Genomic DNA, 23,103 nt, shown 5'->3' with positions numbered 1-23,103 from the left:
AATTCCGGTACATAACGAACTTTCATTGCGGGAGAGTGACAGGAGATCGATGATAAGAGCTAATGGAATGCACCCTTTGTTACGTAAGTGGTTGTCTGTTGTCCTTGTGGCGGTTCTTTGTGCAGTACCGATTGAAGGCGTTTTCAAAATAGCGGCGGCTGAATCAACCGGCGGTTATGGAGTAGAAGTCCCCGGTGCGTTAGGGACCGCGGTCACAGCTTCCGTATACGACGTACAGCTTAACGGTCCCGCCTCGGTTCCGGCCGGTGAAGCTGCGCAGACCGCGCTTAAGGTGAACGGCCAGCCGGTGCCGGGCGCAACAGCCGGCATCGCCTACGCCAGCTCGAACGAGCAGGTGGCGAAGGTAACGGCTGACGGCCTGGTGGAGGGACGAAGCGCCGGTGAAACGGTAATTAGCGCTACGTATGGCGGTGGTAAGGGGCAATTCGTCCTGACGGTAACCCCGTCCCAGGCTGTACCGGTGCAGGACCGCCTCCTGGCGAAGTCGGCGTCCAGCCGGACGCTGGAGCTGGAGGAGCGGGGCGTCGTCCAGCTGACGGATTTTTATACCGTGGAGCAGCAGCTTGGCGACCGGACGGTTCTGAAGTCGCTCAGCGACGTCATGGTGGGCGCGCGGAATGTGAAGCTTGCTTTTAACAGTGCGGGCAAGGTGTTCCGGATTGTCATCGAGGGAGAGACTCCGGTTGATGTCATGCGGGTAGGGATTCGCAGAAGCATTGCCGATATTTCGGACCTGAAGCAGCTGGATCATCCTCAGATCGATCTGAAGTCGGCCGGCGGCCTCCGAGTCACCGATAAGAAAGCCGGCACCGCGCTTGCCGTTCCTGCCGGGACGACGGCGACCTTCAAGACCGCGAACGGGCAAATCATACTTACGCAGGGAGGCTCGGAGGTATATCGAACGGCGAATCGGCTTTATGTTGAATCGGCCCAGCCGGGAGAGCTGATGCAGGCGATGAGCTTCACGCGCGCTTACGGCAACCCGAAGTACCGCGGGATGTTCGAGATTTCCCTAGCCTCGTCGCAGACGGCGCTGAAGCTGATCAACGAAGTGAACATGGAACAGTACCTGTATCAGGTCGTTCCGAGCGAAATGCCGGCTTCCTTCGGACTGGAGGCGTTACGGGCACAGGCGATTGCAGCGAGAACGTACGCACTGACGGATTACGTGAGCAACCGCTTCGCCGATCGAGGCTTTCATATTGATGACAGCACCTTGAGCCAGGTATACAACAACAGCGCGGAGCATGTGCTGACTACCCAAGCGGTCAACGATACGTCCGGCATGATCATGCTGAGCAATGGCGAACTTGTGGATGCAAGGTTCTACTCGACTTCGGGCGGCTACGGGGCATCGAAGCATGAAGTATGGTCGGACACGGGCACGAATCAGTTCCCGGGCACTCCGATCCCTTATCTTGTAGCGCAAAGCTACACCTATGATCCGGCTGACCCGACTCGGATGCTGCAGATCAACACGCAGGATGAACAGCAGGTGAACGCTTTTTACAAAAATTTGAGCCTTACCGGTTATGACTCCGAATCGTATTATTTCCGCTGGAAGGTAGCCCTAAGCAGGACGGAGCTGGAGAACACGGTCAATGCCAACCTGGCCGGACGCCAGGCGGCGGATCCGCTCTTTGTTTTGACGAAGCAGCCGGACGGAAGCTACGCCAGCAAGCCGATTCCCGCCGGGGGCATCGGTACGCTCAAGAATATGTACGCAGCGAAGCGCGGAGCCGGCGGCAACATGACGGAGCTGGTCATCGAAGGCACGACAGGCACTTATAAAATTATTAAAGAGTACAACATCCGCTTCACCATCCGTCCTTCAAAAACGTACACACTGGGAGCAGACGTTATTCTGCACCGCGCCAAGGGCGGCTCGACCGGTTATGACGCCTCGATGCAGGTGAAGAATCCGACGATTTTGACCTCCGCTTTCGCCGCGTTCGATCTGGAAAAGGATGCGAACGGCCAGCCGGTCCGCGTCACCTTCTACGGCGGGGGGAACGGGCACGGCGTCGGAATGAGCCAATACGGCGCTTCGATGCTGGGCAGCAAGGGCTGGAGCTACGACCGCATTCTTAACAGCTATTACGCCAATATGAATATCGTGAAGCTGAACGGCACGGTACTGACGCTGACCGGTCTTCGCCTTGAAGGACTGCCGGGGGCGCTGAACGCAGGCGAAACGCGGAAGCTGACCGTCGTCGGCACGTATTCCGACGGCTCGGAGGCTCAGCTGACGGCAGGGGTTGCCTTCAGCAGCTCGCGGGAAAGCGTAGCTGCTGTGGCAGCGGACGGGACGGTGAAAGCACTTGCCGGAGGCAGTGCGAAGCTGACAGCCAAGTACGGCGGGCAGCAGGCGGAGGCGACGTTGAACGTCGCGGGACCGGCGGCGCTTGAACGGCTGGAGCTCGGGGCTCCGGCGGAGCTGTGGGCCGGCGATACGGCGCAGCTGAGTGTGACGGCGGTCTACTCCGACGACAGCACGACCCTTCTGCGGGAGGGCGTAAGCTTCGCCAGCTCCGATCCGGGGGTAGCGGCGGTAACCGCTGAAGGGGTTCTAACAGCGGCTGCACCCGGCGAAGCCACGGTAACGGCGAGCTACGGCGGCAAGCAGGCGGCTGCAGCCGTTAAGGTCGTACCGGTACCGGCATTAGAGCGGATTGCGATTACCGGCAAGAAGTACATGGCCGAAGGGGAGACCGACCAGCTCGTGGTGACGGGCTACTACGCGGGCGGAGCGGAGCGTGTACTGACGAAAGGCGTAACGTTCGAGAGTAAGCATGAGAAGATGGCCGTGGTAACGGATACCGGCACGGTGAAGGCCTTGAAGAACGGCTCGACCTTCATCTCGGTAACCGCAGGAGGTTTGACGGAGACGTATCATTTGGTCATCAGCAATCGGAAGTAAGGCAGGAAGCACCGGGGCTCACGCAGGTTACGTGGGCAACGGTGCTTTTTTTTGTACCATGCCAATTCCGACGATTTTATCGTGGAAATAATTGACTATTGATTAATTCATAGGTAGTGAATATGATAAAGGAATATTTAGGAAGGGGGTTGACGACCTCTTGTCTGTAACCCGTACGATCTCCTTGACACAGCACACTCATATTAACAACGGCAGTCATGTGTTGTATTTTTATGGAGATGACCAGAGCTACATCGATAATGCCGCATCCTTCATTAAGGCGGGCTTTGACCTGCATCAACAATGAGGAACGTTTTCTTCGGGTTCAAGCCAAGCTGGCCGAGATGGGTATCGGGGAAGGCGAAGGAAAGGAAATACAATATATCAACAATTATGAATTTTATCGGGTGTATGAGGATTTTCATTTCGATAAAGTGCTCAGCAATTTAAGTGAGGCGATCGAGCCGTATTTGGAGCAGAAATCGGAAGTGAGGCTGTGGGGGCATGTAGACTGGAGTCCGCAGGAGGGCATTCAAGGAAAGCTGCATACCTATGAATGCGAATGCGACATCACCATTGCCGAGCTCGGATTTTTAACGGTTTGTGCTTATCCGGCCGCAACGGTGCCGGCCGCCGTTCAGCTTGAGATGATGCGGACCCACGAATATTTAATGACGGATCAGGAGCTCACGCTCTCCGGCCTTTACCGCAAAAATAAGAAGAGCAGCTGGGGCAGCTCTTTCCCTTCGCTCTCCGCACAATCCGAGCTGGAAGACGAAATGGATCTGTACAAGCAAAAGCTGGATTTTGTCCACGTGGTTTCGCATGAAGTACGCAATCCCTTGACGGTCATTAAGGCTTACGCCACCCTGCTGCAGGACCGCACGGGTCATTCCGCGGATAGGGATAAGCTTAGATCCATTTGCGACTATGTCGATCTGATTGATAACGAAATCTCTCATATTATTATGACGGAGCAAATGCTGTCTACCGAGGCTTTATGGCGGAGAAAATTGATCACTCCAAAGCCGCATCTGACGGAAGTCATCGAGATGATGAAAATCAAGGGGAGAACGCAGAACATCACGGTAGAAGACCGACTGCAGCTGGCGGGAACGGAAATGATCCTTAGCAATGCAATCGGCTTTAAGCTTATCGTGTCCAACCTGGTCAGCAATGCCATTAAATACAGCGACGAAGGTGCCTCGGTTCAGGTAGCGGCAAGCTGCACCGGCGGGATGCTGGAGATTGTGGTTGAAGACGCAGGCGCAGGGATGAGCGAAGAGCAGGTAAAGCGGTTATTTCGCAAATATGAGAAAATGAATGAGGAGAAATCCGGTCAAGGGATCGGATTGTTCATGGTCCACAAGCTGCTCGAGCATTTCGAGGGGAGCATCCGGATGGAGAGCTGGTTGAACGAAGGAACTCGCGCATACGTGTGCCTTCCGCTGCATAGTTCCGGGAATGTACAAGGATTATGCGAGGTGGAATACGAGAGAGCATAGTCTACTAGATGAGCGCCAAAGCCGGGAACACCGGTTTTGGTTTTTTCATGTCTGCATGCAGAACGACGATTCTTCTAGACCCGATCTTCTTTTATAAGGTAAACTAGACTTATTAACGAATCGGAGGGTATTCATTGTCATGACTACGAAGAAGAACGGCGGCAAGACGCCTATTTTGACAACGGCTGAGGTGAAAAGAAAGCTGCAGAAGCTCTCGAAGGAGGAAATTATCGAGCTGTTCACCGATACGATCAAAAGCAGCAAGGATATCCGAGCGATCGTCACGGTGAAGCTTGAGGGCGAGCGTGCCGTAGCGGGAATGCTGCAGGCGTTCATCGATCAGATCGAGAAGGAGTTCTTCCCTGCCAAAGGAAGAGCGAGGCAGCGAGTATCCGTAGCGGAGCAGCTGCTATCCAGTATGAAATCGCTTGGCGGCGGTACGCCTTACCCGTTTCAATTGCAGCTGTATATTATCGAGACGGCGTTCCGATTTTTGGAGGAAAACGGCGATCTCGACGAGGACATGTGTCTGTTCATCGGCGAGCTGTTCGAGGAGCTGATGCAGGAGCTTAGCGGGGATGATTCCGATGAGAGGTATCGTCTGTATCAGGCACGGTTAGAGGCAATCGTTCGCAAGTCCGAGGGGGAGCTGCCGGATCTCCACTATATCCTTCAGCAGTCGTATTCCCGCCTGAAGTGGGCCGAACAGGGCTCGCGGAATGAGGCTGCTGGCAGCGGCGAGAAACCGGCGATTTCCTTTGCGGCGATGAAGCAGTGGCTGGAGCTTCCCGAGCTGCTTCGCAAACGGCTGCTGAGCAATGTTTTTTGCGGCAAATGCCTCGGGGAAGTAACAATGAAGGATTACACGGTGGAGGTAGACCGGTTCGGGCTGCTGCTGCAGGGCACCTGTGCGACCTGCGGACATGCAGTAGCGAGGGTGGTGGATTGACTTAAGAGCTTACAAGCGTAGGCGGCACCGCACCATCCCGCCCACAAGCTTTTTACATTCCTATGATGTGAGGAAAACGAGTGCATGGTATAATAGTACTATGTCGACGGAAATTGACAAATTTCCACAGTTTCTCAACCGCGCTTAGGAATGGAGTGAATTAGTGAGATGAAACGAATAGGATGGCTGCTGCTGCTGCTTTTGCCGGTATTTGCATTACTGGGGAAGCCCGTAGGGGCGGTGAGCTCCAATGCGGATTTGGCGGGAATTTCAACTCCTTATCCGTTTACAACAGAGTTCTCCCCGAATGTTACCGAGTATCATGCTTATGCACCAAGCGGTACGACAACCTATTACTTTGCCGCAAGATTTAGTGACGCGACGGCCACGATGCAATATCGAATAAATGGGCTCCTATCGTGGCTTGGATTGCCGGATTGGACCTCATCGGGAGAATTCGGCATTTCAACCGGTATCAATACGATTGAAATCAAGGTGATCGCTCAAGATGGGACGACCAAAACCTATACCGTCTACATACACGTCCCCCTGTCGAACGATGCGTCCTTGAGAGGGCTAACCCTTTCCACAGGTGCGCTAAGTCCGGCATTTACTCCCGGGGTGTATTACTACACCCAGAACGTACCAAACGAGGTAACCTCTGTGAAGGTTACACCGGTGCTAACCGATAGTAAAGCAACATTGACGTTGAACGGGGCTGCACTTACTAACGGAACGGCCTCAACGGTCAATCTGCCTGTCGGTCCGACGACAGCTACCATTGTGGCGACATCGGCGAATGCTGCGGTTACCCATACGTATCAAATCATTATCAACCGGGCGGGGAGCTCCAATAATGACTTGAGCAGTCTGACGTTATCTAGCGGAACGCTGTCTCCGGCCTTCACATCAACAACGACCTCTTATACGGCTTCCGTACCTTTCTCCGCAGGCAGCCTGCAGGTAACGCCGGTGAAAACGCACCCTGACGCATCCGTAGCCGTGGCTGTGAACGGGAGTCCCTATACCTCACCGATGAGCTACTTTACGTTGAATCTAGGGATGAACACAGTCAATGTGAAGGTAACCGCCCAGGACGGCACTCCTAAGATTTACACGATCATGGTCCTTAGAAAAAGCAATAATGCGAACCTAAGCTCGCTAAGTCTCTCATCAGGGGAGCTTTCACCAAGCTTTTCTTCGGGCATTTCTTCCTACAATGCGACCGTTGCCAACGAGAGTATCACAGTAACACCGACGAAGGCGGATTCGAACGCCAATGTTCTTGTGCGGGTGAACGGCGGGGAATATCAGGCCGCATCTTCACCGCTGCCGCTTGAGGTCGGCGCCAATACAGTGGAACTTCAAGTGACGGCGGAAGACGGCACCATTAAGATCTACAGCATTGAAGTGGAACGCCTAAGCGGCATTGCCGACCTGAGTACACTCAGCTTGTCAGCTGGGGAGCTGAACCCGTTATTCGACCGGGATACGATCGCCTATTCCGCTATTGTGCCGAATGAGACGGACACGCTGACCGTGTATGCACCGGCTTATGATGAAATGGCTGTGACTGAAATCCGGATGAACGGCGGAGTGTATGCTCCTGTCGATACACCTCTCTTGCTGCAAGTGGGCACCAATACCCTGGAGGTGAAGGTTACCGCGCCGAACGGGAACACCAAGGTATACACCGTCGCGGTGACTCGCACCAGCAATGACGCAAGCCTTAGCGGCCTGTCGATTCCAGGTGTTGAGCTTAGTCCGGGATTCAACAGCTCCACCATCTCTTATGTTGGAACAGTAGGGAGTGACATAGACCGGATTAGCCTGGAACTATCGGCAGCACATCCCCAAGCAACCTTGGAAGTTCAGATTAACGGCGGAGACTACATCGGCGGGCTAAGCCCGATACCGCTGCAGGTCGGCAGCAACACCGTACGTATTAAGGTCAAGGCTCAAGATGGGACGGAACGCATTTATACGATTCATATTCTTCGTCAGAGCAGTAACGCGGCCTTAAGCACACTTGGTCTTTCGGTTCCGACAGTAAGCCCAAGCTTTCAGCGGGATATTTACAGCTACCAGGCAACCGTCAGCAGTGTAGTGAACAGCGTATATGCATGGCCACAGCCGGAGGATCCGCATGCTTATGCGATGGTTCGTGTGAATCAAGGTACGTACTTGCCGCCGGGGACCGAGCTGCCTCTACAGAACGGCAATAATTTGGTAGAAATCAAGGTACAAGCACAGGACGGTACGGAACGCCTGTATACCGTGCAGCTGACCAAACTCGGAGGAGAAGGCTACCTTTCCGGATTGTCCTTGTCGACGGGCACACTCAGTCCAGCGTTTCATCCTGAGATTTATCAGTACAGCTCTGCTGTGAATAGCTCGGTGGAACAGCTGCGTGTGCATGCCTACGGGACGGCCCCAGGCTCTATGGTCACGGTAAGGGTCGGCCACGGGGAGTGGATGCCTCTGGAGTCGGAGCTTCCGCTCGCGGACGGCAGCAATCTCGTAGAGGTTCGGCTGCAGCCGGAGGACCCTGCCGTTCCTGCACGGACCTACTCCATCCTTGTAACCAGGCAGCAGCTCTCTGGCGTTGCGCTATCGTCCGCTCATACGGATGCGACCGGGTATTACACTTACTTAACGTTTGACCAGCCCATTGCCCATCAGGCTGCTTACGGCGGAGGGATCACACTAGCTGTGAACGGTCGCCAAGTGACTGTAAGCGGGGCAACGTATACGGACCCCACTACCATTAAGCTTTGGGTTAGCGGGCTTATCTACAAATGGGATAAGGTCACGATCAGTCTGGAGCAGGGGGCATTCCGTGGAACTAACGGAGCGGGGAGCTATGCGGTAACGGCTTATCCTGTTATGAATGAATCCGGTGTCGTTCGCCCGGTCTCCGAAGTGAAACATTCGCTGGAGGAGCTCAGAAACGCGAGCGGGAGTGCTGTTATCAGTATGAAGGAGATTATGCAGTGGATGGGGCAGGGAAAGACAGCCAACATTGATGTCGACGGCGACGGAGTGTTTACCAGGTCCGATGCCACCCTTCTGCTGGAGTTCGTGGAGCCTGTCTATGTGAAGTAAACAAAAGAAGTCCGCTGCCGAAAACATGCAGCGGACTTTATCTTTTTTTCTAGAGCAGCAATAACTCGCTAAGCGCCTTAGCCTGCCCCTCCAGCTTACCGGCCGCCTCACTGATGCCTGTGAACTCGGCGACCGCCTGCTGAATCTGCCGTTCGCTGCTAATGATAGTCTGCTGGGAACTCTTCGTGCCCTTGTCCACCTGGCTGACCTGCTTGGCAATCCCCTCCACGGTGGCTTGAATCTCATCCGCCGCCAGCTGCACCTGATTAGCCAGCTTGCGAACCTCCGTAGCTACCACATTGAAGCCGCGCCCGTGCTCGCCGGCATGAGCTGCTTCGATCGCCGCATTCAATGCCAGCAGATTCGTCTGCGAAGCAAAATCGCGAATCGTTTGCACGATGCCGCCGATCTCCTTTGTCCGCTTCTCCAGCTCCTGCAAAGCCCGCAGATTCACCTCATTCTCTCCCAGCACGCGTTCAATCGCCGAGACTACCTGCCGGCTGCGTTCAATGCCTTCCTCCGTACGCTGCAGTAAATCCTCAGCCATCTGCTGCAATGCCGTCGTTACTTCAGCTGCTGCGGCTTCTCTTGCTGTGATATCTGTCGCGACCTTCAGAACGGCTTTAACCTCCCCGCGCTCATCCCGAATGGGCATATAAGTAGCCTCGAGTGAGAGGAGGGCTCCGCTCTTCGCGACACGTACGATTTTTTCCTGAAACAGCTTACCGCTTTGCAAATTCCGCCATAGGTTACCGTATTCCGCACTCGTCGCATATTCCGACGTACAGAACTGCCGATGATGAATACCGCGGAGCTCGGCTGCGGAATACCCCATTGCTCGGGCAAAAAGATCATTAGCCCACAGGACCGTTCCATCCGGATGAAACTGAATCATGGCAAGCGATTTCTCAAGTGCGGCGAGAACGGCTTTTTCCTCTAATACCTGTGTGCTTTCGTAGATCGGCGGCTTCTCTTGGATCATGTGGCACTCCCTTTATTGAACAATGGTTTACAAATAACCATTTTACAGGAAAAAGGCCGGTGTATATGTTAAGTTTTTGTCAAAAGGAGGACGCGCTTAGCTGCGCTCCGCCAAGTACAGATCCAATCCTTTTTGTCTCAGGTGGCAAGCCGGACACGTACCGCAGCCGGAGCCGATCACCCCGTTATAACAGGTAAGCGTCTGCTCTCGAACAAGATCGAAATATCCGAGCTCGTCGGCAAGCGCCCAGGTTTCTTTTTTGTCCAGCCACATGAGCGGGGTGTGTATGACGAAAGGGTAATCCATCGCCAGATTCAGCGTAACGCCAAGTGACTTTACGAATACATCGCGGCAATCCGGGTACCCGCTGAAATCCGTCTGGCACACGCCGGTCACCAGATGATGATAGTCCAGCTGCTTTGCCAAAATGGCGGCGAAGGTCAGGAACAGCATGTTCCTGCCGTCCACGAACGTATTCGGCACTCCGCCGTCCGCCGGCGTCTCGATTTCCATATCGCTTCGCGTCAGCGCATTCGGTGCAATCTGGCTCAGCAAGGAAAGATCCAGAATGTGATGCGGGATGCCGAGCTGCTTCGTGATATCCACCGCACAGTCGATTTCGGCTTTATGCCGCTGCCCGTAAGCGAACGTCACGGCCTGCACCTCGTCGAACTGCTTCATAGCCCATGCTAAGCATGTCGTGCTATCCTGTCCCCCGCTGAATATAACCAAGGCTTTATTGTTCAATTTCATCACCCTACTTCTTCATGGTCAAAAAGCTCTAACTTCCATTATAGCATTGAAATCCATAGTATAGCCAAGTGCGATTGATGGGAATGCTTGGTCCTTTTGTGGAGGAAGGATGTGGTACAATAGATACTACTCTATGCAAAAAATCGGGGGGGCGCACGGATGCGGCTTTTTGGAGTAAAAGCTATTGGCGAGGGTGGCGAACGACTATCCGAGTTTTTGAAGGAGCATTATATCAGTATCGGCTGGCCGGAAGTCGGTGATCTTGAGGGAGTATCTTTGGAAGAGCTCAACGCGCGATGCTCCGCTGTGTATCCCGTTCATCCGGAGGCACAGGAGCAGCTCCACACCTTTGTCTATACCATGCAGGATGGCGACTATGTGCTTCTCCACGGGCACGGTCATGAAGCGTATTTGGGGGATGTAGGGGACTACTTTTACGTTGAAGACACGGAGAAGGAAGCGGAAGGAGCTTGTCATCGCCGCGGTGTCACGTGGTTGCATCGGATCCCGGTCGCCGAGCTGAGCCCGGCTGTACAGCTGCTCCTGCAGGATCCGCGTCCGATTGTCCGGTTCGAGGCGCCGTTTGAGAAAGCGCAGCTGGAGCGGTGGCTTACACCTGCAGGCGCTCCCGATAGTACCGCACCTTTGGTCGACGGGGAAACGATCGCTGAAGCCATCCGTGTGCTGAAGGAAGCGCTGCGAAGCGACGACCCGGAGCGGCGGGAGCGGGCGGCGGCGGCTCTTTTGCAGTATGCCAAAGGAGGCGGAGCCTAGCATCATTGCCGGGCTCGGCCCTCCGATGATATACTATTTTTAGGAGGGAGGTGAGTAGGGATGGAAGAGATGCTTAAGCTGATTCTGGCTAAGATGGATGAAATGAACCAGCAAATCGGCGGGTTGCGTAACGAAATGCACGAGCAAATTGGCGGGCTGCGTAACGAAATGCAAGAGCAAATCGGCGGACTGCGCAACGAAATGCATGAGCAAATCGGCGGACTGCGCAACGAAATGAACCAGCAAATCGGCGGACTGCGTAACGAAATGCATGAGCAAATCGGCGGACTGCGTAACGAAATGCATGAGCAAATCGGCGGGTTGCGTAATGAAATGCACGAGCAAATTGGCGGACTGCGCAACGAAATGCATGAGCGTTTCACCAAATTGGAACAAGACATTCGGGTAAGGCATGTGGAGAACATAGAGGCAGACAATCGGTTGATTGAGGCCGTTCGTATGATGAATGATCGCGTAGAGTTCATTAAGAAGGAACTGAATCATCACGATCATAGTATGGACGTACTGAACAAGCGGTTATTTCATGTGGAATCCGAGATTAGCAAGATAAAACAAGATTAATAGAATAGTCATTGAAGGGCAACAACGATCCTATTCCTCTGCGAAACAACAGGATGCAGGCCCTCTCATGATGCTCCCCCAGCACCCCGTAATTCGCAAAACTCCAAGAGCAGCAGCCCACCTTGTTCAGCAGCCTCCCAAAGCTTATCACAGCAATCGAAGCTTCGATACCGAAATAGATTTGTAGTATACAAACGACAAATCACACGCCGATTCGGCTTTAAACCCCAATCGGGTATAAGCACCGGTTCCGTGTCCCAAGCATCCATTTCCTTTTACGTTTGACGAACTGATAAGGAATTGAATAGGCTGCGCCCGTTTCTAATCCCCCCGGGCATCCACCCATTCCCAAACCCTAAATAGGGCATAGGATATAGCGTAAGTTGAAACACAGCCAAGGGAGGACGATAACTATGACATACGCAGGCGGGTTTACTTCCACAGGGGCGATCTTGGTACTGTTCATTCTTCTGGTGATCATCACCCAAACGATACTTGTATAAAAAAGAGTCCTTTGGTTTTATTACTGCACTGAAGCTAGGCCGGCGCACAATTTCGTGCAGGCAAGGCAGGAACCCAATCGATGCTCATCCGCACGGCATAAAATATAGTGTAAGTCCAAACCACAACAGAGGAGGACGATAACTATGACATATGCAGGCGGATTTACTTCCACAGGTGCGATCTTGGTTCTGTTCATTCTTCTGGTGATTATCAGCCGGACATTGCTTGTATAAAATGGAGCGGCAGCCTCCGTGCTGCCGATGTACATAGGGTGACCTTCGCTTCTGTAGAGCGGAGGTCTTTTTGCACGACGGCCGGCTTGACATTCAGCCTGCACTTATTTTAAAATGCAAGCAAGTACTTGCACGGGTGGGTGGGTTCGATGGAAGAGACGCGGGACCGAATACTTCAAGCGACAGCCTCCTTAATGAGGAAGAAAGGCTTCAAAGCGGTGACTACGCGGGCGATTGCAGAAGAAGCGGGTGTGAATGAAACGACCCTGTTTCGGCACTTTGGGAGCAAGAAAGGCATTGTCAGCGCTTTGGTGGATAAGTACTCCTACGTTCCGGTGTTTCGCCAAATCCTGAACCGGGCCCAGTGGGAGCTGGAGAAGGACTTGCTCGCCGTAGCCGAAGCCTACCAGCAGTTTATGCGGGACCACGGGGACATGGTCATGATCGCACTTAGAGAAGCGGGCGCTTTCGAAGAGCTGGACGAGAAGGCTGCCCTGGTGCCTAAGGAATTCAGGGACAGCCTGATGGAATATTTTGCGACGATGGAACAGAAGGGCTTACTGCGAAAGACGAATATCGAATCGCAAGCGATGACCTTTATTTGGATGAATCTAGGCTTTTACGTTTCCAAATCGGTCTACGGAGACCGGGTCACGAAGCTTGATGCGCAGTCGTTTCTGCACCATAGCGTTGTCACTTTCGCTAGGGGTTTAGCTCCCTAGCTTTCCTTTTGATATGGGTGCAAGCAAGTACTTGCATGAGAGGTGAGAATGATGAAAAAAGATATCGTCATTATAGGCGGCGGCCAAGCGGGCTTGGCCATGGGTTATTTTTTGAAACAAGAGAACATGGACTTTGTCATTTTGGATGCGGGCTCGCGGGTGGGGGACACTTGGCGGAATCGGTACGATTCATTGGTTCTTTTTACACCGAGAAGGTATAGCGAATTGCCTGGTTACAGCTTTCCCGGCAAGCCGGACGGTCTCCCCACCAAGGATGAGGCAGCCGATTATTTAGAAAGCTACGCAAGGAATTTCGATTTGCCGATTCAGTTCCATACGAAGGTTACCCGATTGCAGCAAACGTCACAAGGCTTTCGAATAGGGACGGACCAAGGAGAGATTGAGGCGAAGCAAGTAGTGATTGCGACAGGACCTTTCCAAAGGCCTGCGATTCCCGTCTTCGCCAAGGAGCTTTCTCCTGCAGTTTATCAGGTGCATTCATCCGCTTACCGCAACTCGTCGCAGCTGAAGGACGGTCCGGTTGTGGTGGTAGGAGCAGGCAATTCGGGCGCCCAAATCGCTGCCGAGCTGGCCAAGGATCGCCAAGTGTTCATTTCCGTCGGACACGACATGAGCTTTAAGCCGCTTTACGTGCTGGGACAAAGTATTTTTTGGTATTTTGATAAGCTGGGCCTGCTGCGTGCGGGGGAAACCACGAGGAGAGGGGCTTGGCTGAAAAACCGGCCGGAGCTTATTTATGGTCTGGAGTTGAAGCATTTGCTCGAAGCGGGGACCGTACGGCGTAAGCCGCGTGCTGTCCGGGTTCAGGGAGATGCCCTATGGTTTGCGGACGGTACGTCGGTGCAAGCCCCGAATGTAATCTGGTCGACGGGCTTTCGCTCCGAATACAGCTGGATTGACGTACCCGGTGCGCTTGACTCGCAAGGACTGCCGTTCCATGATAAGGGGATCGGGCCGGTACAGGGAATGTACTTTCTGGGCCTGCCATGGCAAACGTGCCGCGGCTCGGCGCTGCTGGGCTGGGTTGGCCGTGATGCGGAACGGATTATGCATGCCATGATTGGGGGAAGAGCATAAGCACATGGAACGACTGCCGGCGGCGCTTAGGCGGAAGCACATATTCCGGCGGCAGGATACGAACCCATCCGCATGGCACCAAACCTGCATAGGATATAGCGTAAGACCAAAACACAACTGAGGAGGACGATAGCTATGACATACGTAGGCGGGTACACTTCCACAGGTGCGATCTTGGTTTTGTTCATTCTTCTGGTGATCATCAGCCGGACATTGCTGGTATAAAAGGATACGGCGGCCTTCAGCTGCCGAAACAGCAGGACCTCGCCTTTTATAGGGCGGGGTCCTTATTTATGTTAGCGGACAAGGGGCAGGCCCACTAATGGCACAATTGCCATTGCGCTCCGAAAGTGCCGGAATCCCGCTCAGCAGTGGCAAAAATGCGATTAATCGCACTAACTTGCCCGTTGCAAAGCGGTAGAGGTCGAAATAATGGCACATTTGCCATTGCGACCTCCATCAGCGCCAAAGCCCGCATCAGCAGTGGCAAAAAAGCGATTAATCGCACCAGCTTGCCCGTTGCAAAGCGGTAGAGGTCGAAATAATGGCACAATTGCCATTGCGCGCTCCAAAAATGCCGGAACTTCGCCAGCAGTGGCAAAAATGCGATTAATCGCACCAGCTTGCCCGTTGCAAAGCGGTAGATGGCGAAATAATGGCACAATTGCCATTGCGCGCTCCAACAGCGCCGAAGCCCGCATCAGCAGTGGCAAAAATGCGATTAATCGCACCAGCTTGCCCGTTGCAAGGCGGTAGAGGTCGAAATAATGGCACAATTGCCATTGCGACCGCCGAAAGTGCCGAAGCCCGCATCAGCAGTGGCAAAAATGCGATTAATGGCACCAGCTTGCCTGTTGCAAAGCGGTAGAGGGCGAAATAATGGCACAATTGCCATTGCGCGCTCCAAAAATGCCGGAACTTCGCCAGCAGTGGCAAAAATGCGATTAACGTACCAGCTTGCCTGTTGCAAAGCGGTAGAGGTCGAAATAATGGCACAATTGCCATTGCGACCACCAACAGCGCCAAAGCCCGCATCATCAGTGGCAAAAATGCGATTAACCCCCTCAGCCTACTCGTCACAAAGCGGGAAGAGTCGCTCCCCGCTCACTTCACCGGCGCCGGGTGCTTGACGGCCCTCACCTCATAAACCCGGCTTGCCGAGCCGAGCACCCATTCGGGCTTGCCCTGCTGACGCTCTCGTCGGTGGCCCTCCAGATGCGGTTCGCTGAGCTCCCATTGCTTCCAGTGCGCTTCGGACGCCCAACGAATCAGGACCATGACTTCTTCCTCTTCCCGACCGGCACTCCGCACCATAACGCTTAAATCAACGAACCCCTCCGCCTTTTCCACCGCTGCCTCTTGTCCAAAACGGTGGACCACTTGGTCCGCGAACCCCGGCTTTACTGTAATCGTTAGTGTCTCAATGTACATAAAAAAAAACGTCCCCCAAAAATTAATAATTGACGATGATAATCATTATCATTTATTATACGAATAATTCATTGGTTGGGCAAGGAGAAGGAAGCATGGTTTCGAAAGCAGGGCTTCATTCGGTAATTTTACAATATGTGGATACCCATCAGTATACAGTGGACCCCCACACGAGCTTGGACGTACACAACAAGCAAGCTCATGCCTTCGCTTTGGTCATGAAGGGTACGATTCAGCTGCGCCAAAGCACGGCCGCCCGTCAAATCGTGAAGGCCTCGTATGGGGATATGGTATACCTTCCTGCCGATTCTCCGTGCACGTTTCGCAACCCGGAGAAGGCCTCCGCCTCCGTCCTGATGATTCGATTCACTATGGACGCGCCGGAGAAGGTACGATACCCCGAGCCCCTAAGCAAAGGAAGAGGAGAGGAGCCGAAGCTGAACCGGATTCGTATGCTTCGTGCACGAGGTTGGGCACAGGAGCTGCTCTTGGACACCGGAGAGAAGCCTTCCCGCTACTATCTCCTCCAGTCCTATTTATACGCAATTGCGGCCGAGTTTATCGAAGCAGCGGCAAAGCCCCGGACGGAAGACGAGCTAATGGGGTATGTCGTACAGGTCAAGAGCAGCATGCTCGAGCAGTGCCAGGAAGACATGGACATGGAAGAGCTGGCCCGCATGTCGGGGGCGAGTCCGACCCGATTTTATCAGGCGTTTCGAAGGTATACCGGGCTCAGTCCGCTCCAATTCGTCACAACGGCGCGGTTAAACGAGTCCTTGCGCCTGCTGTCCAGCCAGGCTTCGACAGTGATGGAGGCTGCCTATGCGGTAGGCTATTCGGATGAGCTGTATTTCAGCCGGCTGTTCAAGAAGCACATGGGCATCTCTCCTACGGATTATGTAGCGGCTACCCGGCTGCAGGCAGCGTGCTTGACACCTGTGTTCACAGGGGATTTCAGCGTTCTGGGAATCACCCCTGTCATTGCCTTTCCGCGAGGCTGGTGGGAGGGGGACCAAAGGGAAGCCTTCCTGCAAAAGCTGGAGTACACCGCGCCGGAGGTAATCTTTACTTCCCCTGTACCGGACGAGGTATACCAGAGGCTTGCAAGGATAGCACCGGTTGTCATGATCAAGTGGAAGGGATATCCCTGGAGGGATCGGCTTAGAGACATCAGCAGAAGGGTGCGGCTGGAGACGGTGGGGGAACGGTGGCTGACGCTTTTTGACCGCAAGGTGGAAAATGCGCGGCTCCTCACCCGGCAGCAGCTTAAGGAAGAGGCGTTCCTTGTGGTTAGCGTGTACCCGAGCCTGTACCGGGTCTACGGAATGCAAAGAAAGAAAATGCAGGACTTATTCTACGGCGAGCTTGGCGTACAGCCTCCGGATTCAGTCCGGGAAGCGAGCTTCCTGGATGTCACCGGCTTGGACGAGATAGCGCGTTTGCAGTGCAGCCGGGTCATCTTCCTGGTTCCGCAGACGCTGCCTGACGAAAGCTGCTTGCAGCTTGAGGAGGAGTGGCACTTGCTCCACCGGAAGCAGGCGGGCACATCGTGCATGTTTCTCAAGCATGAGGATCCGCTGCTCTATAACGCACTGTTTTACGAGGGCTTGGTAGATGCCTATGTGGATGTATTGCTGTCCTATCGCCTATAGAAATGTCCATGACCTATAAAGAAATATCCATTTTCACGCAAGGCAACATGTGTAAAATAGTTAATGTTGATAATGATTCTCAATATCGTTTTGATATAGGAGGCTTATGCCCATGTCTTTGGCACAGATCATTAAAGAAAGGCGCTCGATCCATCAGTTCGAGGACCGGCCTGTCTCCATCGAGTTAATTCAGGAGCTGCTCGAAACCGCCGTATGGGTTCCCAACCACAAGCTGACGGAGCCGTGGAGGTTCGTTCTCATCCATGGGGAGGGGCGCAGAAGATTGGCGGACATTGCAAGGGCCGGCGCCGAGAAGCGGGAGAAGGACCCGGAGAAGAGCAAGGAGCTTGGGCAGAAATTTTACGACCGATTCATGAGGGTACCGGTGTTTCTTGCCGTCGTGATGAAAGAGGATTCTCACCCGGTCGTGAGAGAGGAGGATTATGCCTCCACCAGCTGCTTGATCCATAACTTCAGCCTGCTCGCCTGGGAGCACGGGATCGGGCTGGTATGGGAGACGTATCCTCTGCTGCATGTGCCGGAGTTTCGCAGCGCCTTGGGCATCCAGCCCGGAGAGAAGCTGGTGGGCTCTCTTCACATCGGATATCCTGCACAAATTCCGCCGGCCCGGCCGAGAAGCTCGGCTTCCAGCCTGCTGACGGTCATCGATCAAGGGTAGACGCGGCTCATGAAGCTTCGATATTTGCTTATCGCTCTCGTCGTACTCTCCATCGCATCGGTGTTTATCGGAGTGAAAAATATTTCCCCGGCCGATCTGTTCAGGCTCCATGAGGATCAAATCCAGGTATTGCTCATCAGCCGGCTGCCGAGGCTGGCCAGTATTCTGATCGCGGGAGCCAGCATGGGCATCGCCGGGCTGATCATGCAGCAGCTGAGCAGGAACAAATTCGTTTCCCCGACGACGGGAGGAACGGACGATTCCGCCCGGCTCGGTATCCTTGTGGCGCTGCTGCTGTTTCCGGCGGCGACTTCGCTGCAAAAAATGCTGGTAGCCTTCGTCTTCGCGCTAGCCGGCACCTACATCTTCATGAAAATACTCGACAAGGTGAAATACAAGGATGCCATCTTCATCCCCTTGGTAGGCATCATGTTCGGCGGGATTGTGGCGTCGTTCACGACCTTCTTCGCCTACAAGTATGACCTGATCCAAAGCCTGTCGACATGGCTTCAGGGTAATTTTGCCTTAACGATGAAAGGCCGTTACGAGCTGTTATACATTAGTATTCCCGTCGTGCTGCTGGCTTATCTGTACGCTAACAAGTTTACTATCGCAGGGATGGGCGAGCAGTTCGCCGTGAATTTGGGGCTGAATTACAACAAAGTAGTGAATCTCGGCTTGATTATCGTCGCCCTGGTTTCGTCGGTCGTGATGCTGACGGTGGGCACGATTCCTTTTCTCGGGCTGATCATTCCGAATATCGTGACGATGTACCGTGGGGATCACCTGCAAAAAAATCTTCCGCATACCGCCGTACTAGGAGCGGTATTCGTACTGATCTGCGATATTCTGGGACGCGTAGTCATTTATCCGTATGAAATTCCGATCGGGCTGACCGTCGGCGTCATCGGAAGCGCGATATTTCTTTATCTGCTAATGAGGAGAAGGGCATATGACATCTAAAGCCAAGCTGGTGACCTTATCCCTGGCCTCGCTAGCGGCCATATTGATTTTTCTGCTGGTGGATGTCGGCAGCAACTGGAGCTATGTGCTTCCCCGCAGGGGCTGGAAGATCGCTTCGATCGTCTTGACGGGCGGCTGTATCGCCTTCTCGACCGTCATTTTTCAGACGATAACGAATAACCGGATTTTGACCCCGAATATTATCGGGATGGACTCCATGTATATGCTGTCGCAAACGGCCGTCGTATATTTATTCGGTTCGGCCAGCAAGCTCCTGGTGGACAACAACCTGAACTTCGCGATGACCCTCGGGCTCATGCTGCTTTTTACCGGGCTGCTGTACAAGGTGATGTTCAAGAAGGAGGGCAAGCATCTTTACTATTTGCTCCTCGTAGGCTTGATTCTGGGTACGCTGCTCGGGAGCTTGACGACGTTCATGCAGGTGCTGATCGACCCGAACGAATATCTCGTGCTGCAGGGAAGAATGTTTGCCAGCTATAACAAAATTCAGGAAAAGCTGATCGTTATTTGCACGATAGTGGTCCTTCTGATCGCCGTGTATTATTCCCGGTTTGCCAAGTATATGGATGTCCTTTCCTTAGGGAGAGAGCATGCGATTAATCTGGGGATCAATTACCAATTCGTCGTAAAGCGCATGCTGTTGGTCATTGCCGCTCTCATCTCGGTAGCTACGGCGTTGGTTGGTCCGATCACCTTCCTGGGACTGCTGGTGGCCAATGTCGCTTACCAGTTAATGAAAACCCATCGGCACGCCCTGCTGATTCCCGCCTCCATTCTGATCAGCGTTCTGGCCCTGGTGGGCGGGCAGCTGATCGTGGAGAGAGTGTTTACGTTCAACACGACGTTATCCGTCATCATCAATCTGGTCGGCGGAGTGTACTTCTTATATCTATTGCTCAAGGAGAACAAGGCATGATTGAGGTCAAGCAGCTAACTAAAGCATATGGAGACAAGCGCGTCATCGACGATGTATCGGTCCGGATCGCCAAAGGACAAATTACTTCCTTTATCGGACCCAACGGTGCGGGGAAAAGCACGCTGCTTTCCATGATCAGCCGCTTAACCGCGAAGGATGCGGGTGAGGTTCGCATTGACGGTAAGGAGGTCGGCCAGTGGGCGAGCACGGAGCTGGCCCAAAAAATCTCCATCCTGAAGCAATCGAACCACATCAATGTTCGGCTAACGGTAAGGGACCTGGTTTCCTTCGGGAGATTTCCTTACTCCCAGGGGAGGCTGACGGCGGAGGACTGGAGCCATGTCGATCAGGCGATCGCCTACATGGAGCTGCAGGAGCTGCAGCATCAGTACCTGGACCAACTGAGCGGCGGGCAAAACCAGCGGGCCTTCATCACCATGGTCATTGCGCAGGGCACGGAATACGTGCTGCTCGATGAACCGCTGAACAATCTCGATATGCGGCATTCCGTGCAGATTATGAAGGTGCTTCGCCGATTGGTGGAGGAGCTGGGCAAGACGGTGGTTATCGTCATTCACGATATTAACTTTGCCTCTTGCTATTCGGACTACATCGTGGCGCTGAAGGGCGGCAGGGTCGTGAAAGAAGGACCGGTCGAACAAATCATTGATACCGACGTGCTCCGGGAAGTTTACGATATGGAGATTCCGGTGCAGACCATTGATGGCAACAGAGTATGTATTTATTTTAAATAAAAAATAAAGGATGGGTAGAAAATGAAAAAACACGTATCAATGCTGTTACTCTTGTTATGTTTGGCCGTGCTGACGGCTGCTTGCGGCACAAGCGGCACCGGAACGAATGGGGCTGCTCCTGTTCAAGGAAACGCTCAGCCGGCGGAGGAGCTGACGATTAAACATCAGCTGGGCGAGACGAAGGTGAAAAAGAATCCGCAGAAGGTGCTTGTGTTCGACTTCGGCGCGCTGGATACGCTCGATAAGCTTGGCGTGGAAGTGACCGGGGTGGCGCAGGCCAGCATCCCTCCGTATTTGGCTAAGTATAAGGATAAAAAATATCAAAACATCGGCTCGCTGCAGGAACCGGATTATGAGAAAATCAGCTCGATCCAGCCCGACCTGATTCTGATTTCCGGACGCCAGTCGGCTGCCTATCCGGAGCTTAGCAAGCTGGGTCCGACCGTATTCGTCGGCGTGGATACGAAGAAATACATGGAGTCGTTCCAAAGCAATATGAAGCTGATCGGTCAGATTTTCGGGAAAGAGTCCGCAGTGGACGCCGAGCTGAAGCAGATTGACCAGAAGGTGAAAGAGGTACAGGGCAAGGTGGCTTCCGGCAATAAGAATGCGCTTATCATTCTGGCGAACGAGGGCGCAATCAGCGCTTACGGACCGGGCTCCCGTTTCGGACTGATCCATGACGTGCTGAACATTCCGGCTGTGGAGAAAAATCTTGAGGTATCCACGCACGGCCAAAGCATTTCGTTCGAGTTTATTGCCGAGAAGAATCCGGAATACCTGTTCGTGGTGGACCGCGGTGCCGTAGTGGCGGGTGCGGGGCAAACCGGAGCCAAGGCTCTCGTGGAGAACGAGCTGGTGAAGAAAACGAAGGCCTTCGCGAACAACGGCATTGTGTATCTTGATCCGAACTACTGGTATTTGTCGGGCGGCGGACTGGTGTCGGTCTCCGAGATGATCGGCCAGGTGGCCAAAGCGTATAAATAATAGAGTGGTGACTCTCGTCCCTCCGAAGGGGCGGGAGTCTTTTTTTCCTATGCGGGAGTTGACGTGAGGCGGGGTTCGGTACTACCATGGATGAAAAAACAGAAGGAGACTCGTATCATGTCTCATGAACATACTTTATCCGGGCAGAGGCACTTGCAGGCGGACTGCGAGCGCTGCTTCGGGCTTTGCTGTGTCGCGCTGCCTTTTGCGGCTTCGACCGATTTTGCGGCGGACAAGGCGGCCGGCCAGCCTTGCTCTAATCTGAAGTCTGACTTCCGCTGCAGCGTTCATAGCAGCCTCAGGCAAATCGGCTATCGGGGCTGCACCGTGTATGACTGCTTCGGCGCCGGGCAGAAGGTTTCCCAAGAGACCTACGCGGGCCGGGACTGGAGGCAAGCGCCGGAAACGGCGAAACCGATGTACGAGGTGTTCCCGGTCATGCGGCAGCTTCATGAGCTGCTGTGGTATTTGAGCGAAGCTTTGACGCTGCAGCCTGCTCAGTCGATCCGCGAAGCTCTGGCCTCCGCGCTGGAAGAGACGGAACGGCTTACCGGGCTAAGTGCCGAGGCGATTCTGGAGCTGGATGTGGCTTCGCATCGGGCCAAGGTGAATGAACTGCTTCTTCGGACGAGCGAGCTGGTAAGGGAGGGGGCGCTGCGCACCTTGAAAGGCTCGTCAGGACGGCGAAGGACCTTCAGCCGGGGTGCCGACCTCATCGGAGCCAAGCTGAAGGGCGCGGACCTTCGAGGGGCGAACCTGCGGGGGGCTTACCTGATCGCGGCCGATCTGCGTGGTGCCGATTTGCGCTGCGCAGACCTCATCGGCGCTGATATGCGGGACACGGATCTTCGGGGTGCCGATCTCTCGACCGCTATGTTTCTCACACAGTTCCAGGTTAATGCCGCCAAGGGCGATGCAGTCACCAAGCTGCCCCCGCTGGTTGCTCGTCCGCCCCATTGGTCTGCCTAAACTTGGGCGCAATATAGGTTGTATCGCAGGCTGGGGAAATACAATAGGCTGGAGCACATTGTTGCAGGGTCGAGGCATTCACCCATCCGCGGGAACCCTTCTTGGCATAGGATATAGCGTAAGATACAAACTACCACCAAGGAGGACGATCAGCATGACACATGTAGGCGGATATACTTCGACAGGGGCGATCTTGGTACTGTTCATTCTGCTGGTGATCATCAGCCGGACACTGCTCGTGTAATGAGCTTAGGCAGCCTTCGGGCTGCCTTTTCTAGTGGGTTGGTTGAGGAGGGCAGCGGGAGTGGACGGATTGCATAATCTGTTATGAAATCGCGGAGAGCCCTGTAGAAAAAAGTACTTGCATTTCTCCTCGGCACCATTGATAATAGAGGATAGATGCAAACGGTTTCACTTTCGACAAGCTACAACTGAATGATGTTGGGTTGGAGACGATGAGATAACCCAGGATCTGACACTTGCTTTAACGGATCGCATAGGAATGCGATGCTTACGTTGCTGCAGGCGGAGTCCTGAGTTTTTTTATTTGTCTCCTTTTTTGCGTTTGCAAGAAGGAAAGGA

At 53.9% G+C, this 23,103-nt stretch carries 25 protein-coding genes; 20 read left to right on the top strand and 5 right to left on the bottom strand.

Annotation, left to right across the window (positions count from 1 at the left end; all coding sequences use genetic code 11):
- Positions 1 to 76 precede the first annotated feature (76 nt).
- The 5 genes from RAC89_RS08355 to RAC89_RS08335 all read left to right on the top strand — a co-directional run bounded on the left by RAC89_RS08355 (position 77) and on the right by RAC89_RS08335 (position 8,500).
- On the top strand, positions 77 to 2,941 hold the full coding sequence (locus RAC89_RS08355; RefSeq protein WP_306612971.1) for a SpoIID/LytB domain-containing protein: 2,865 nt from the start codon (positions 77 to 79) through the stop codon (positions 2,939 to 2,941).
- 160 nt (positions 2,942 to 3,101) lie between these two features.
- Complete coding sequence (locus tag RAC89_RS08350; protein ID WP_306612970.1) at positions 3,102 to 3,248, top strand: hypothetical protein; 147 nt, start codon at positions 3,102 to 3,104, stop codon at positions 3,246 to 3,248.
- A complete protein-coding gene (locus tag RAC89_RS08345; RefSeq protein WP_306612969.1) occupies positions 3,229 to 4,446 on the top strand; it encodes an ATP-binding protein in 1,218 nt (405 codons plus the stop codon). Before RAC89_RS08350 ends, RAC89_RS08345 begins: the two co-directional genes overlap by 20 nt.
- Before the next feature lie 139 nt (positions 4,447 to 4,585).
- Positions 4,586 to 5,395, top strand: a complete 810-nt coding sequence (locus RAC89_RS08340; RefSeq protein ID WP_306612968.1) for a hypothetical protein — start codon at positions 4,586 to 4,588, stop codon at positions 5,393 to 5,395.
- A gap of 168 nt (positions 5,396 to 5,563) precedes the next feature.
- Positions 5,564 to 8,500: a cadherin-like beta sandwich domain-containing protein gene (locus RAC89_RS08335; RefSeq protein WP_306612967.1), complete on the top strand. Its 2,937-nt coding sequence runs from the start codon at positions 5,564 to 5,566 to the stop codon at positions 8,498 to 8,500.
- Between the two features lie 49 nt (positions 8,501 to 8,549).
- Here RAC89_RS08335 and RAC89_RS08330 read toward each other — a convergent pair whose 3' ends face one another.
- Entirely contained in the window at positions 8,550 to 9,482 is a 933-nt protein-coding gene (locus RAC89_RS08330; RefSeq protein ID WP_306612966.1) for a methyl-accepting chemotaxis protein, read from the bottom strand.
- A gap of 96 nt (positions 9,483 to 9,578) precedes the next feature.
- Positions 9,579 to 10,235, bottom strand: coding sequence for a 7-cyano-7-deazaguanine synthase QueC (queC, locus tag RAC89_RS08325; RefSeq protein ID WP_306612965.1), 657 nt, complete (start codon positions 10,233 to 10,235; stop codon positions 9,579 to 9,581).
- 159 nt (positions 10,236 to 10,394) lie between these two features.
- Here queC and RAC89_RS08320 point away from each other — a divergent pair, with 159 nt between their 5' ends.
- From RAC89_RS08320 to yjcZ (RAC89_RS08290), 7 genes are all read left to right on the top strand, one after another.
- Positions 10,395 to 11,009 carry a hypothetical protein gene (locus tag RAC89_RS08320; protein ID WP_306612964.1) on the top strand — a complete coding sequence of 205 codons (615 nt, stop codon included), beginning with the start codon at positions 10,395 to 10,397 and terminating at the stop codon, positions 11,007 to 11,009.
- A gap of 60 nt (positions 11,010 to 11,069) precedes the next feature.
- Entirely contained in the window at positions 11,070 to 11,591 is a 522-nt protein-coding gene (locus RAC89_RS08315; RefSeq protein ID WP_306612963.1) for a hypothetical protein, read from the top strand.
- A 413-nt stretch (positions 11,592 to 12,004) separates the two neighbouring features.
- Positions 12,005 to 12,094, top strand: coding sequence for a YjcZ family sporulation protein (locus RAC89_RS08310; RefSeq protein WP_284641929.1), 90 nt, complete (start codon positions 12,005 to 12,007; stop codon positions 12,092 to 12,094).
- Between the two features lie 144 nt (positions 12,095 to 12,238).
- Positions 12,239 to 12,328: a YjcZ family sporulation protein gene (locus tag RAC89_RS08305; protein ID WP_284641927.1), complete on the top strand. Its 90-nt coding sequence runs from the start codon at positions 12,239 to 12,241 to the stop codon at positions 12,326 to 12,328.
- A 149-nt stretch (positions 12,329 to 12,477) separates the two neighbouring features.
- Entirely contained in the window at positions 12,478 to 13,050 is a 573-nt protein-coding gene (locus RAC89_RS08300; protein WP_306612961.1) for a TetR/AcrR family transcriptional regulator, read from the top strand.
- A 48-nt stretch (positions 13,051 to 13,098) separates the two neighbouring features.
- Positions 13,099 to 14,148: a flavin-containing monooxygenase gene (locus RAC89_RS08295; RefSeq protein WP_373429899.1), complete on the top strand. Its 1,050-nt coding sequence runs from the start codon at positions 13,099 to 13,101 to the stop codon at positions 14,146 to 14,148.
- 135 nt (positions 14,149 to 14,283) lie between these two features.
- On the top strand, positions 14,284 to 14,373 hold the full coding sequence (gene yjcZ, locus RAC89_RS08290; protein ID WP_284641922.1) for a sporulation protein YjcZ: 90 nt from the start codon (positions 14,284 to 14,286) through the stop codon (positions 14,371 to 14,373).
- Positions 14,374 to 14,467: 94 nt separating this feature from the next.
- Here yjcZ (RAC89_RS08290) and RAC89_RS08285 read toward each other — a convergent pair whose 3' ends face one another.
- Genes RAC89_RS08285 through RAC89_RS08275 form a run of 3 tightly spaced genes read right to left on the bottom strand, consistent with a single transcriptional unit; the run spans position 14,468 to position 15,579 of the window.
- Positions 14,468 to 14,749, bottom strand: coding sequence for a hypothetical protein (locus tag RAC89_RS08285; protein WP_306612960.1), 282 nt, complete (start codon positions 14,747 to 14,749; stop codon positions 14,468 to 14,470).
- Between the two features lie 8 nt (positions 14,750 to 14,757).
- Positions 14,758 to 15,195: a hypothetical protein gene (locus tag RAC89_RS08280; protein ID WP_306612959.1), complete on the bottom strand. Its 438-nt coding sequence runs from the start codon at positions 15,193 to 15,195 to the stop codon at positions 14,758 to 14,760.
- A gap of 57 nt (positions 15,196 to 15,252) precedes the next feature.
- Positions 15,253 to 15,579 (bottom strand): antibiotic biosynthesis monooxygenase, encoded by a 327-nt coding sequence (locus tag RAC89_RS08275; protein ID WP_306612958.1) that lies wholly within the window; start codon positions 15,577 to 15,579, stop codon positions 15,253 to 15,255.
- 95 nt (positions 15,580 to 15,674) lie between these two features.
- On the opposite strand from RAC89_RS08275, the gene RAC89_RS08270 reads away from it, so the two are divergent.
- The 8 genes from RAC89_RS08270 (at position 15,675) to yjcZ (RAC89_RS08235) (ending at position 22,765) form a co-directional block, all read left to right on the top strand.
- Positions 15,675 to 17,231, top strand: a complete 1,557-nt coding sequence (locus RAC89_RS08270) for a helix-turn-helix domain-containing protein (RefSeq protein ID WP_306612957.1) — start codon at positions 15,675 to 15,677, stop codon at positions 17,229 to 17,231.
- A 112-nt stretch (positions 17,232 to 17,343) separates the two neighbouring features.
- On the top strand, positions 17,344 to 17,910 hold the full coding sequence (locus tag RAC89_RS08265) for a nitroreductase family protein (RefSeq protein ID WP_306612955.1): 567 nt from the start codon (positions 17,344 to 17,346) through the stop codon (positions 17,908 to 17,910).
- 9 nt (positions 17,911 to 17,919) lie between these two features.
- Positions 17,920 to 18,873 (top strand): ABC transporter permease, encoded by a 954-nt coding sequence (locus RAC89_RS08260; protein ID WP_306612954.1) that lies wholly within the window; start codon positions 17,920 to 17,922, stop codon positions 18,871 to 18,873.
- A complete protein-coding gene (locus RAC89_RS08255) occupies positions 18,863 to 19,810 on the top strand; it encodes an iron chelate uptake ABC transporter family permease subunit (RefSeq protein WP_306612952.1) in 948 nt (315 codons plus the stop codon). Before RAC89_RS08260 ends, RAC89_RS08255 begins: the two co-directional genes overlap by 11 nt.
- Positions 19,807 to 20,565, top strand: coding sequence for an iron ABC transporter ATP-binding protein (locus RAC89_RS08250; RefSeq protein ID WP_306612950.1), 759 nt, complete (start codon positions 19,807 to 19,809; stop codon positions 20,563 to 20,565). The genes RAC89_RS08255 and RAC89_RS08250 overlap by 4 nt, the downstream gene beginning before the upstream one ends.
- A gap of 21 nt (positions 20,566 to 20,586) precedes the next feature.
- Positions 20,587 to 21,552, top strand: a complete 966-nt coding sequence (locus RAC89_RS08245) for a siderophore ABC transporter substrate-binding protein (protein ID WP_306612949.1) — start codon at positions 20,587 to 20,589, stop codon at positions 21,550 to 21,552.
- 117 nt (positions 21,553 to 21,669) lie between these two features.
- Positions 21,670 to 22,521: a pentapeptide repeat-containing protein gene (locus RAC89_RS08240; RefSeq protein ID WP_306612948.1), complete on the top strand. Its 852-nt coding sequence runs from the start codon at positions 21,670 to 21,672 to the stop codon at positions 22,519 to 22,521.
- A gap of 154 nt (positions 22,522 to 22,675) precedes the next feature.
- Positions 22,676 to 22,765 carry a sporulation protein YjcZ gene (gene yjcZ / locus RAC89_RS08235; RefSeq protein ID WP_306612947.1) on the top strand — a complete coding sequence of 30 codons (90 nt, stop codon included), beginning with the start codon at positions 22,676 to 22,678 and terminating at the stop codon, positions 22,763 to 22,765.
- Positions 22,766 to 23,103: the final 338 nt, after the last annotated feature.

The sequence above is a fragment of the Paenibacillus sp. GD4 genome (assembly GCF_030846225.1).
Classification (GTDB): domain Bacteria; phylum Bacillota; class Bacilli; order Paenibacillales; family NBRC-103111; genus Paenibacillus_G; species Paenibacillus_G silviterrae.
This window is presented reverse-complemented; position numbering and strand designations above follow the sequence as displayed.

Bases quoted from the DNA above. Each gene is read 5' to 3' on its own strand.
- RAC89_RS08240 (WP_306612948.1), top strand. From the start codon at position 21,670: ATGTCTCATGAACATACTTTATCCGGGCAGAGGCACTTGCAGGCGGAC.
- queC (WP_306612965.1), bottom strand. From the start codon at position 10,235: ATGAAATTGAACAATAAAGCCTTGGTTATATTCAGCGGGGGACAGGAT.
- RAC89_RS08245 (WP_306612949.1), top strand. From the start codon at position 20,587: ATGAAAAAACACGTATCAATGCTGTTACTCTTGTTATGTTTGGCCGTG.
- RAC89_RS08315 (WP_306612963.1), top strand. From the start codon at position 11,070: ATGGAAGAGATGCTTAAGCTGATTCTGGCTAAGATGGATGAAATGAAC.
- RAC89_RS08250 (WP_306612950.1), top strand. From the start codon at position 19,807: ATGATTGAGGTCAAGCAGCTAACTAAAGCATATGGAGACAAGCGCGTC.
- RAC89_RS08255 (WP_306612952.1), top strand. From the start codon at position 18,863: ATGACATCTAAAGCCAAGCTGGTGACCTTATCCCTGGCCTCGCTAGCG.
- RAC89_RS08265 (WP_306612955.1), top strand. From the start codon at position 17,344: ATGTCTTTGGCACAGATCATTAAAGAAAGGCGCTCGATCCATCAGTTC.
- RAC89_RS08340 (WP_306612968.1), top strand. From the start codon at position 4,586: ATGACTACGAAGAAGAACGGCGGCAAGACGCCTATTTTGACAACGGCT.
- RAC89_RS08275 (WP_306612958.1), bottom strand. From the start codon at position 15,579: ATGTACATTGAGACACTAACGATTACAGTAAAGCCGGGGTTCGCGGAC.
- RAC89_RS08300 (WP_306612961.1), top strand. From the start codon at position 12,478: ATGGAAGAGACGCGGGACCGAATACTTCAAGCGACAGCCTCCTTAATG.
- RAC89_RS08260 (WP_306612954.1), top strand. From the start codon at position 17,920: ATGAAGCTTCGATATTTGCTTATCGCTCTCGTCGTACTCTCCATCGCA.
- RAC89_RS08320 (WP_306612964.1), top strand. From the start codon at position 10,395: ATGCGGCTTTTTGGAGTAAAAGCTATTGGCGAGGGTGGCGAACGACTA.
- RAC89_RS08330 (WP_306612966.1), bottom strand. From the start codon at position 9,482: ATGATCCAAGAGAAGCCGCCGATCTACGAAAGCACACAGGTATTAGAG.
- yjcZ (WP_284641922.1), top strand. From the start codon at position 14,284: ATGACATACGTAGGCGGGTACACTTCCACAGGTGCGATCTTGGTTTTG.
- yjcZ (WP_306612947.1), top strand. From the start codon at position 22,676: ATGACACATGTAGGCGGATATACTTCGACAGGGGCGATCTTGGTACTG.
- RAC89_RS08295 (WP_373429899.1), top strand. From the start codon at position 13,099: ATGATGAAAAAAGATATCGTCATTATAGGCGGCGGCCAAGCGGGCTTG.
- RAC89_RS08335 (WP_306612967.1), top strand. From the start codon at position 5,564: ATGAAACGAATAGGATGGCTGCTGCTGCTGCTTTTGCCGGTATTTGCA.
- RAC89_RS08270 (WP_306612957.1), top strand. From the start codon at position 15,675: ATGGTTTCGAAAGCAGGGCTTCATTCGGTAATTTTACAATATGTGGAT.
- RAC89_RS08310 (WP_284641929.1), top strand. From the start codon at position 12,005: ATGACATACGCAGGCGGGTTTACTTCCACAGGGGCGATCTTGGTACTG.
- RAC89_RS08305 (WP_284641927.1), top strand. From the start codon at position 12,239: ATGACATATGCAGGCGGATTTACTTCCACAGGTGCGATCTTGGTTCTG.